The 10,093-nt window shown below is 47.6% G+C and carries 9 protein-coding genes and 3 pseudogenes; 8 read left to right on the top strand and 4 right to left on the bottom strand.

Features of this window, described 5'->3' with window-relative positions; all coding sequences use genetic code 11:
* Together ACTHUE_RS06580 and ACTHUE_RS06575 are read left to right on the top strand one after the other, a co-directional pair.
* Positions 1 to 348 (top strand): hypothetical protein (locus ACTHUE_RS06580; RefSeq protein ID WP_440423143.1); only part of this gene is annotated, 348 nt, incomplete at its 5' end.
* A 187-nt stretch (positions 349 to 535) separates the two neighbouring features.
* Positions 536 to 1,198, top strand: coding sequence for a hypothetical protein (locus ACTHUE_RS06575; RefSeq protein WP_070460989.1), 663 nt, complete (start codon positions 536 to 538; stop codon positions 1,196 to 1,198).
* A gap of 59 nt (positions 1,199 to 1,257) precedes the next feature.
* Here the strand turns inward: ACTHUE_RS06575 and ACTHUE_RS06570 are convergent, their stop codons facing one another.
* Positions 1,258 to 1,563, bottom strand: coding sequence for a replication initiator protein A (locus tag ACTHUE_RS06570; RefSeq protein WP_107769558.1), 306 nt, complete (start codon positions 1,561 to 1,563; stop codon positions 1,258 to 1,260).
* Here ACTHUE_RS06570 and ACTHUE_RS06565 point away from each other — a divergent pair.
* The 6 genes and pseudogenes from ACTHUE_RS06565 to ACTHUE_RS06540 all read left to right on the top strand — a co-directional run.
* Positions 1,553 to 1,900, top strand: a pseudogene (locus ACTHUE_RS06565) (hemagglutinin repeat-containing protein); the annotation flags it as partial. The gene ACTHUE_RS06570 and the pseudogene ACTHUE_RS06565 overlap by 11 nt on opposite strands.
* A gap of 61 nt (positions 1,901 to 1,961) precedes the next feature.
* Entirely contained in the window at positions 1,962 to 2,969 is a 1,008-nt protein-coding gene (locus ACTHUE_RS06560) for an IS5 family transposase (protein WP_219088560.1), read from the top strand.
* Positions 2,970 to 3,185: 216 nt separating this feature from the next.
* A complete protein-coding gene (locus ACTHUE_RS06555; RefSeq protein ID WP_049328591.1) occupies positions 3,186 to 5,270 on the top strand; it encodes a transferrin-binding protein-like solute binding protein in 2,085 nt (694 codons plus the stop codon).
* Positions 5,267 to 8,101 carry a lactoferrin/transferrin family TonB-dependent receptor gene (locus ACTHUE_RS06550; RefSeq protein ID WP_060975174.1) on the top strand — a complete coding sequence of 945 codons (2,835 nt, stop codon included), beginning with the start codon at positions 5,267 to 5,269 and terminating at the stop codon, positions 8,099 to 8,101. Before ACTHUE_RS06555 ends, ACTHUE_RS06550 begins: the two co-directional genes overlap by 4 nt.
* Before the next feature lie 207 nt (positions 8,102 to 8,308).
* Positions 8,309 to 8,833: pseudogene (locus tag ACTHUE_RS06545) on the top strand (transposase); the annotation flags it as partial.
* Positions 8,827 to 9,096 (top strand): annotated as a pseudogene (locus ACTHUE_RS06540) (LysR substrate-binding domain-containing protein); the annotation flags it as partial. The pseudogenes ACTHUE_RS06545 and ACTHUE_RS06540, both read left to right, overlap by 7 nt.
* A 57-nt stretch (positions 9,097 to 9,153) precedes the next feature.
* Here the strand turns inward: ACTHUE_RS06540 and ACTHUE_RS06535 are convergent.
* The 3 genes from ACTHUE_RS06535 to ACTHUE_RS06525 form a co-directional block, all read right to left on the bottom strand.
* Positions 9,154 to 9,495, bottom strand: coding sequence for a hypothetical protein (locus ACTHUE_RS06535; RefSeq protein WP_070461105.1), 342 nt, complete (start codon positions 9,493 to 9,495; stop codon positions 9,154 to 9,156).
* 46 nt (positions 9,496 to 9,541) lie between these two features.
* Positions 9,542 to 9,889 carry a hypothetical protein gene (locus tag ACTHUE_RS06530; RefSeq protein ID WP_039861883.1) on the bottom strand — a complete coding sequence of 116 codons (348 nt, stop codon included), beginning with the start codon at positions 9,887 to 9,889 and terminating at the stop codon, positions 9,542 to 9,544.
* 2 nt (positions 9,890 to 9,891) lie between these two features.
* Positions 9,892 to 10,093: hypothetical protein (locus ACTHUE_RS06525; RefSeq protein WP_440423140.1), on the bottom strand; the 202-nt coding region annotated here is incomplete at its 5' end.

The following is a 10,093-nucleotide window of genomic DNA, read 5'->3' as shown; positions in this document are numbered from 1 at the left end:
GATTTAGATTTAACATTAACCGATTATTATTGGATCTGTTCTATTAATAACATAATAAGTAAGAATGATTTTTTTACTCTAGTAAAAATTATGATTGTCGAATATGAAAGCGAATCTTTTGTTTCCATGCTTTCGGATGAATCGCAATATTTTTCAATTAAATCATGTAATGAGGCATTTGATTTTTTGTATGGTTTATTTCCATTATGCAAAAGTGATAATGCACGTTCTAATTTAAGAGTATATTTAGAATGGATTTTTGAAGATGGATTTAAATGGAGCGATGGTATATTTAGGATAGATATGTTGAATGAAAAAAACAAATCTTTGTTTTTGGGGCTGACGTAGATTAGTAGTATGGAAATTTTTGTCGCGTAGGAATATGCCGCCCAGACTTGCAAGCAACGCTTCCATCAGGTAAAAGAGTGTATATTGAGTACGATCGAAGCACTTCATCGCGCGGAATACCACACGCAGATAGAATATTCAGCAATGATAAAGATGCTATTGTTATTTTAAGGACGTTAGATTGATTATGAATAACCCACAGTTTTTTTTACAAGATCATAAACCTCATACCACTCATTTGTGTTTCTTTAAAATTCCATTTAATGAGATGGTGTTACGCTTTGAGCAAAGATTGCAAGAGCTTGGTCTAATATGGGGGTGGACGGTACATCATCAAAAAGTATCTGATGAATTAAGTTTGTCGGATAAAATTAAAATGTTGGAACCTTTTGCGCAGAGATACCCCAATAAATATATTATTTTAGAGACTGCTTCTGAATGGTGCTTATATATGGAAAATGGATATCGTGGTACAGACGTATTTAGCCAACCTAGTTATCTATCCGAAACATGGGGGATACAGAATATCAGCTTATATCTTTCTCCAGATTTTAAGAAAGATGAATTTGGTGCGGTAATGTTTCATTGGCGAAATGGTGCAAATAAAATCTCAGAATATGCAGTAGAAAGTAGAACGATTATGGTGCATAAAGAAACCAGTAAAACAACTTTTGAACAAAGCGGAAAACCTTTTGAATTTGAGAACTTAGCTAGCTATGAAAAAAGAATCAAAAAGGAGCGATTAACGGTTGATATGGTTGCTGAATATTGCAAACATTTTAATATTGATTTGTTTAACTTGGATTTTTATAAAGGACGTGCAGCATTATTTACAACCCATAAAAAATAGGTGCTTTAAAAAACACATTTAGGCAGCTTGAAAAACCTCAATTTATGCTTTCAGGCTGCCTATGGTGATTTTTTGAGAAATTTAGACAAATCCCGATTTCGCACTTTCAACATATCTTTCTTATCATCATAAGTCAGTCGGTAATCGGGTAAATCATTGCTGGCTACCAACTCCTTAATCGCCTGCCTAAAACGGCGCAGCGTTGCCATGCTGCCCGATTTTCTATGCAGTATTTCCAGAGAAATGTGCCATTCATTTTGCTTCCCGAAATGTTTGGCACATAGCTCATAAATGCGTCTATCCAGCAGTTTACGCAGCCTGAAATAATCTGCCGATATGGTTTTAACCTGTGCCGAACAAACCACCTACCGCCACAGCCATGTCGGCAGCGCAGGCAGTCCCACCGTTATTGTGAGCGGTGGCAACACCAACATCAAAGGCGCACAAGTAACAGGCAAAGGCATCACCGTACGCGCCGCCAACTTCAATATAGAAAGCCTACAAGACACCGCCGACTACCGCAGCCGCCAACAAAACATCAGCGCCCAAGTAACCGTAGGCTATGGCGCATCCGCCTCAGGCGATTACAGCCAAAGCAAAATCAACGCCGAACACCGCAGCGTGAGCGAACAAAGCGGATTGTTTGCGGGTGATGATGGCTTTGATGTGCAAGTAGGCGGGCACACCCGGCTAACAGGCGGAGACCTTTGCAAAATTCCCCAAAATCCCCTAAATTCCCACCAAGACATTTAGGGGATTTCTCATGAGCACCTTCTTCCAGCAAACCGCACAAGCCATGATTGCCAAACACATCGACCGTTTCCCACTATTGAAGTTGGATCAGCTGATTGATTGGAAACCGATCGAACAATACCTGAATCGTCAAAGAACCCGTTACCTTCGAGACCACCGCGGCCGTCCCGCCTATCCCCTGTTGTCCATGTTCAAAGCCGTCCTGCTCGGACAATGGCACAGCCTCTCCGATCCCGAACTCGAACACAGCCTCATCACCCGCATCGACTTCAACCTGTTTTGCCGTTTCGACGAGTTGAGCATCCCCGATTACAGCACCTTATGCCGCTACCGCAACTGGCTGGCGCAAGACAACACCCTGTCCGAACTGCTGGAACTGATTAACCGCCAACTGACTGAAAAAGGCCTAAAAGTAGAGAAAGCATCCGCCGCCGTCGTTGACGCCACCATTATTCAGACCGCCGGCAGCAAACAGCGCCAGGCCATAGAAGTTGATGAAGAAGGACAAGTCAGCAGCCAAACCACACCGAGTAAAGACAGCGATGCCCGTTGGATAAAGAAAAACGGCCTCTACAAACTCGGTTACAAACAACATACCCGTACCGATGCGGAAGGCTATATCGAGAAACTGCACATCACTCCCGCCAATGCCCATGAGTGCAAACACCTGTCGCCTTTGTTGGAAGGACTGCCCAAAGGTACGACCGTCTATGCCGACAAAGGCTATGACAGTGAGGAAAACCGGCAACATCTGAAAGAGCATCGGCTGCAGGACGGCATTATGCGCAAAGCACACCGTAATCGTCCGCTGTCGGAAGCGCAAACCAAACGTAACCGATATTTGTCGAAGACCCGTTATGTGGTCGAACAAAGCTTCGGTACACTGCACCGTAAGTTCCGCTATGCCCGGGCAGCCTATTTCGGGCTGATTAAAGTGAGTGCGCAAAGCCATCTGAAGGCGATGTGTCTAAACCTGTTGAAGGCGGCTAACAGGCTAAGTGTGTCTGTTGCCGCCTAAAAGGCGGCCCGGATGCCTGATTATCGGGTGTCCGGGGAGGATTAAGGGGGTATTTGGGTAGAGTTAGGGAGTGATTGGTGGCGGAAACAGCCGAAAACCTGTGTTGGGGTTTCGACTGTTGTGGGAAGGGCTTTTTTGCCAAGGTCTCGGGTTGATATTATCTGTGCATATTAATATAATGATAATTATTATTAATCAAATAGAGGAAAAGTAGGGATGTGTAAACCGAATTATGGCGGCATTGTCTTGTTGCCCTTACTTTTGGCATCTTGTATCGGCGGCAATTTCGGCGTGCAGCCTGTTGTCGAATCAACGCCGACCGCGCAAACCCCGTCAGATTCCAAACCTTCCAAGCCTGAGGATATTCCTGCTCCGGCTCCTGCCAAACCTTCTATAGAAACCACGCCGGTCAACCAGCCCGCCGTCGGTGCGGCAATGCGGTTGCCAAGGCGGAATATTGCTTTTTATAACAAAGACGGTACGGAAATTCCCGATAAGCATCAGGCAGAGGAGTATCTGCCGCTTAAAGAGGAGGATATCCTGTTTTTAGACGGTACGCCGCAAGAACAGGTCGACAAACTTAAAAAGGAAATCAAAGGACGGCATCCTAATGCACAAATCTACACGTCCGATTCAAAAGATGCTGTGTATCAATATAAATATGTCCGGGCCGGATATGTTTATACTCAAACAGGAGAAGACGAAATCAAACAGAACTCAGGTGGTAAGCGGTTTACCCACCGGTTTGGTTATGACGGGTTTGTATATTATTCCGGAGAACATCCCTCCCAATCTTTACCGAGCGCGGGAACGGTGAAATATTCCGGTAACTGGCAATATATGACCGATGCCAAACGTCATCGGACAGGTCAGGCGGTTGCCAGTGAGAATTTGGGTTATAACACATATTATGGTAATAATATTGGTGCAACTTCTTATGCGGCTAGGGATGCCGACGACAGGGAAAAACATCCTGCCGAATATACGGTTAATTTCGACAAAAAAAACCTGGAAGGTAAGTTGATTAAAAATCAGTATGTGCAAAATAAGAATAATCCAGATGAACCTAAAAAGCCGCTGATCATTTACAACATTACTGCAAAATTGGACGGCAACCGCTTTATCGGCAGTGCCAAGGTCAATCCTGATTTAGCGGAAAAACATGCCGGTAAGGAGCATTTGTTTTTCCATGCCGATGCCGATCAGCGGCTTGAGGGCGGTTTTTTCGGCGATAACGGAGAAGAGCTTGCCGGACGGTTTATCAGCAACGACAAAAGCGTATTCGGCGTATTCGCAGGCAAACAAAATAGCTCCGTGCCGTCTGAAACGCATACCAAAATCTTGGATTCGCTGAAAATTGCCGCCGACGAAGCTGCCGATCCTAAGGCACGTCCGTTTATTGCCGAGCCTATGCCCGACTTTGCCCATCCTGACAAACTCCTTGTCGAAGGGCGTGAAATCTCCTTGGTCAAAGATACTCAAACCATCGTTCTTGCCGACGGCAGGAAAACGACAATCCGAACCTGCTGCGATTTTCTGAACTATGTGAAAATCGGACGGATGCAAACCGACCGTCCCGTCGTCAAACCGACTGCAACAGAGGACGAAGATTCCGATCATGAAGGCGCGGGACCTGATGATGAAAATGAAAGTTTAGAGCCTGAAGACGGTGAAGACGGTTTGGAAAATGATACCGATGACGGTCATGCTTCTTCCGAGTTGCCGGCAGAGGAAGATAACGGGGAAGCAAATACAGCAGGAAAAAATGAAGGAAACAACGCGGAAAGCGTAGGCACGGATGGAAAATCACCTGTCCAACCCGCTTCTGCATACAGGAATATCGACCTTTTCATAAAAGGTATCCGCACTTCCGAGGCAGACATCCCCAAAATTGGGAATGTCCACTATAGAGGTTCATGGGAAGCCCGTATCGGCGCGCCGATCCAATGGGATAACCATGCGGATAAAGCGGCAAAAGCCGAATTCGACGTTAACTTTGCCAACAAGTCCCTTTCCGGCACCCTGATGGAGAAAAATGGTGTAGAACCTGCCTTCTATATTGAAAACGGTATTATTGAGCACAACGGTTTCCATGCAGCAGCACGTACCCGTGATACAGGTATCGACCTGCTTGGCAGGGGTGCAACATCCTCCAAACCGTTTAAAGCCGAGAACCTTCATGTAACAGGGGGCTTTTACGGACCTCATGCATCGGAATTGGGCGGCAGCTTTGCCGAACCCCAACAAAAAATCGGTGTGGTATTTGGTGCGAAGAAAGATGACAAGGAGGCAACACGATGAACAGAAGGCATACATTCCCGCTTACCCTGACCGCCTTGGCCATTGCAGCCGCTTTCCCATCATATGCGGCAAACCCCGAAACGGCGGCATCTGATGCGGCGCAAAGTCAATCATTGAAGGAGATTACCGTCCGTGCCGCCAAAGTGGGACGGCGATCGAAAGAGGCGACCGGTTTGGGCAAAATCGTCAAAACGTCGGAAACGTTGAACAAAGAACAGGTACTCGGTATCCGCGACCTGACGCGCTACGATCCGGGCGTGGCCGTCGTCGAACAAGGTAACGGCGCGAGCGGCGGTTATTCGATACGGGGCGTGGATAAAAACCGTGTGGCGGTTTCGGTCGACGGTGTTGCCCAAATACAGGCGTTTACCGTGCAGGGTGCATTGAGCGGATACGGCGGACGCGGCGGCAGCGGTGCAATCAACGAAATCGAATATGAAAACGTCGGTACGGTAGAAATCGACAAAGGTGCCGGTTCTTCCGATCACGGCAGCGGTGCGCTCGGCGGAGCAGTCTCCCTCCGCACCAAAGAGGCGGCAGACCTGATTTCAGACGGCAAAAGTTGGGGGATACAGGCAAAAACCGCCTACGGCAGTAAAAACCGCCAATTTATGAAGTCGCTCGGCGCGGGTTTCAGTAAGGACGGTTGGGAAGGGCTGTTAATCCGAACCGAACGCCAAGGGCGGGAAACGCGCCCGCACGGCGATATTGCGGACGGGGTGGAATACGGCATAGACCGTTTGGACGCGTTCCGCCAGACATACGATATTCAGAGTCCGAATAAAAAGGCGGAATATTTCCTGGCGGAGGGCGAGAGTGAGCTCAAGCCTGTGGCAAAATTGGCGGGCAACGGGAAATATTTGAAAAACCAGCTCAACCGCTGGGTGGAAGAACGCCGTTCAAAAGGTCAGGCTTTAAACAGTGAAGAAGAAGCGATGGTGCGGGAGGCGCAGGCGCGCCACGAAAACCTGTCCGCCCAATCGTACACAGGCGGCGGCAGGATATTGCCCGATCCGATGGATTACCGCAGCGGTTCGTGGCTTGCCAAGCTGGGCTACCGCTTCGGCGGCAGGCATTATGTCGGCGGCGTGTTTGAGGATACCAAACAGCGTTACGACATCCGCGATATGACGGAAAAACAGTATTACGGTACGGACGAGGCGAAAAAGTTTAGCGACAAGAGCGGGGTGTACGACGGCAACGATTTCCGCGACGGCTTGTATTTTGTGCCGAATATAGAAGCGTGGGATAAAAACAAAGAAAAATGGGTCAAGGGCATAGGTTTGAAATATTCCCGCACCAAATTTATAGACGAACATCACCGCCGCCGCCGTATGGGTTTGCTGTACCGTTATGAAAACGAAGCGTATTCTGACAATTGGGCGGACAAGGCGGTGTTGTCGTTTGACAAACAGGGCGTGGCAACCGACAACAACACGCTGAAGCTGAATTGCGCCGTGTATCCTGCCGTGGACAAATCCTGCCGCGCGTCGGCAGACAAGCCGTATTCCTACGACAGCAGCGACCGTTTCCACTACCGCGAACAGCACAATGTTTTGAATGCCTCGTTTGAGAAGTCGCTGAAAAACAAATGGACGAAACACCATCTGACTTTGGGCTTCGGTTACGATGCTTCCAAAGCGATCTCCCGCCCCGAACAGCTTTCCCACAATGCGGCAAGGATTTCGGAATACTCGGATTACACCGATAAGGGAGACAAGTATCTTTTGGGTAAGCCCGAAGTCGTCGAAGGGTCGGTCTGCGGCTACATCGAAACCCTGCGTTCCCGCAAATGCGTGCCAAGAAAAATCAACGGCAGCAATATCCACATTTCTTTGAACGACCGTTTTTCAATCGGCAAATATTTCGATTTCAGCTTGGGCGGCAGGTACGACCGGCAAAACTTTACCACGTCGGAAGAACTCGTCCGCAGCGGGCGGTATGTTGACCGTTCGTGGAACAGCGGCATCGTGTTCAAACCGAACCGGCATTTTTCTTTGTCTTACCGCGCCTCCAGCGGCTTCAGAACGCCCTCCTTCCAAGAACTTTTCGGGATAGACATTTATCACGATTATCCGAAAGGCTGGCAGCGTCCTGCCCTGAAATCGGAAAAGGCAGCCAACCGCGAAATCGGTTTGCAGTGGAAGGGCGATTTCGGCTTTTTGGAAATCAGCAGCTTCCGCAACCGTTATACCGATATGATTGCCGTTGCCGATCAAAAAACCAAATTGCCGAATCAGGCAGGACAATTGACAGAGATTGATATACGCGATTATTACAATGCCCAAAATATGTCGCTCCAAGGCATCAACATCTTGGGAAAAATCGACTGGAACGGTGTGTATCACAAACTGCCCGAAGGTTTGTACACGACTTTGGCGTACAACCGTATCAAACCGAAATCGGTATCCAACCGGCCGGGACTGTCCCTCCGCAGCTATGCTTTGGATGCGGTACAGCCGTCGCGTTATGTTTTGGGGTTCGGATACGACCAGCCCGAGGGGAAATGGGGCGCAAACATTATGCTGACCTATTCCAAAGGGAAAAACCCTGATGAACTTGCTTATCTGGCAGGCGATCAAAAACGATATTCGGCAAAAAGAGCGTCGTCTGCTTGGTCGACGGCAGATGTTTCCGCCTATCTTAATCTGAAAAAACGGCTGACCTTGAGGGCGGCTATCTACAATATCGGCAACTACCGCTACGTTACTTGGGAATCCTTGCGCCAGACTGCGGAAAGCACGGCAAACCGGCACGGCGGCGACAGTAACTATGGAAGGTATGCCGCACCGGGCAGGAACTTCAGCCTCGCGCTTGAAATGAAGTTTTAAAGGAAATACCGTCTGAAAGCTTGATCTGCACCCCAAAAGTCGGACTAAACCGCCAACTGATTAAGGTGCAGGTTTTTTTTGAGGTTTAGGGTAACTTCTAAACCGTCATTCCGGGAATCTGGACATTCAATGCTAAGGCAGTTTGAGACCTTTACAAAATCCCCCAAAATCCCCTAAATTACCACCAAGACATTTAGGAGATTTTTCATGAGTACCTTCTTCCGGCAAACCGCACAAGCCATGATTGCCAAACACATCGACCGTTTCCCGCTATTGAAGTTGGATCAAGTGATTGACTGGCAACCGATCGAACAGTACCTGAACCGTCAAAGAATCCGTTACCTTCGAGACCACCGCGGTCGTCCCGCCTATCCACTGCTATCCATGTTCAAAGCCGTCCTGCTCGGACAATGGCACAGCCTCTCCGATCCCGAACTCGAACACAGCCTCATCACCCGCATCGACTTCAACCTGTTTTGCCGTTTCGACGAGTTGAGCATCCCCGATTACAGCACCTTATGCCGCTACCGCAATTGGCTGGCGTAAGACGACACCCTGTCCGAATTGCTGGAACTGATCAACCGCCAACTGACCGAAAAAGGCTTAAAAGTAAAGAAAGCATCCGCCGCCGTCATTGACGCCACCATTATTCAGACCGCCGGCAGCAAACAGCGTCAGGCCATAGAAGTCGATGACGAAGGACAAGTCAGCGGCCAAACCACACCGGAGAAAAAGCCATTCTCCATCTCTCCCCGGTTATCCGCAGCGACAACACACTGATGATACGCGAGCTGATTAAAGCAGGAGCAGGCATAGGCTATCAGCCCCTTTGGGCAGTTCAGCAGGAATTGAAGGACGGCACATTGATCCAACTCCTGCCCGATTACACCATCTGGACAGACCAACTGAACGCCACCTATGTCGACAGGGCATTTCTCAGTGCGAAAGTGCGCAGCTTTATCGACTTTCTCAATGAAAAAATATCGGAAGGATAAACATCAAGGCCGTCTGAAACACTTTTCAGACGGCCTTTAATCAAAGCAACAATCCAATCAATAATTGGTTGAGCAAAACTGTTCGCGTTTGTCCGCATCGGCGGCATAGCATGTCAAACCCATGCCTGACGCATTGCTGTTGTTCGCTTTCGCACCCGGTTTCTTGTTCACCAAAACCTTACCGTTTTTACCGATCTCCACGGTTACGCCTTTGCCGTTTTTCAGCTTCCATTTCAACACTTGCTCATCGGCACTTTGGCACTTGCTGACCGTACAGCCGCCTTCTGTCGCGACGTTGCCGTTTTTATAAATCACGCACTGCTGCTGGCTGTCGGTACAGGCCGCATATGCAGCAACGGAGAAACAGGAAATCAACGCGGCAAACAAAACAGGTTTCATGGTTTGAACTCCTAAGGTTGTGATGATGGATTTGTGATATTTGGAACTATACGCTTATTTGAAGATACCTACTACTCTTCAAATATGCATAAGTTGCAGCCATAGAAGCTGAAGCAACTGCCCCATTCAATTGATATGCAGCTCCCGTCAACATAGCACCAGCTGCATTTGCATTACCAGAGAGACCTGCATTGGCTACAGAAGCTCCCATAGCAGCACTTGTAGCGGCAAAAGATAAGGCTGCGATTGCAGCATCAAGGCCATCCAATGAATTTCTATCTGCTTCAGGCGTGGCTAAATATTTCTGAATATTATTAGCATTTTGAATCGCATCAGCAGTACTTAATCCATTTTCGCGTGCAATATTTAAAAAACTAAATCCAGCGTTTGGCATTCTCATACTCCAAATTTTAAACTAAAAACCACAACCCAAAAAACGGAAATACAAATTGCAAAAAATATAAATAAATTAATATACTGAACAATATAAAAAATCATATTAATTTGTTTAAAAAATTTACTTGACTCTGTAATATTACCAATAATAAACTTTACACTAGAGGAAAGAAAAAAAAGAGTGATCCCCCCACCATAGAAT

The organism is Neisseria sp. P0021.S005 (genome assembly GCF_051956955.1).
Note: the sequence above shows the minus strand (reverse complement) of the source record. Positions and strands in the feature narration are given on the sequence as shown.

What these genes read in the sequence shown, in the direction of transcription:
- ACTHUE_RS06555 (WP_049328591.1), top strand. Translation starts at nt 3,186, where the DNA reads ATGTGTAAACCGAATTATGGCGGCATTGTCTTGTTGCCCTTACTTTTG.
- ACTHUE_RS06575 (WP_070460989.1), top strand. Translation starts at nt 536, where the DNA reads ATGAATAACCCACAGTTTTTTTTACAAGATCATAAACCTCATACCACT.
- ACTHUE_RS06560 (WP_219088560.1), top strand. Translation starts at nt 1,962, where the DNA reads ATGAGCACCTTCTTCCAGCAAACCGCACAAGCCATGATTGCCAAACAC.
- ACTHUE_RS06550 (WP_060975174.1), top strand. Translation starts at nt 5,267, where the DNA reads ATGAACAGAAGGCATACATTCCCGCTTACCCTGACCGCCTTGGCCATT.
- ACTHUE_RS06530 (WP_039861883.1), bottom strand. Translation starts at nt 9,889, where the DNA reads ATGCCAAACGCTGGATTTAGTTTTTTAAATATTGCACGCGAAAATGGA.
- ACTHUE_RS06535 (WP_070461105.1), bottom strand. Translation starts at nt 9,495, where the DNA reads ATGAAACCTGTTTTGTTTGCCGCGTTGATTTCCTGTTTCTCCGTTGCT.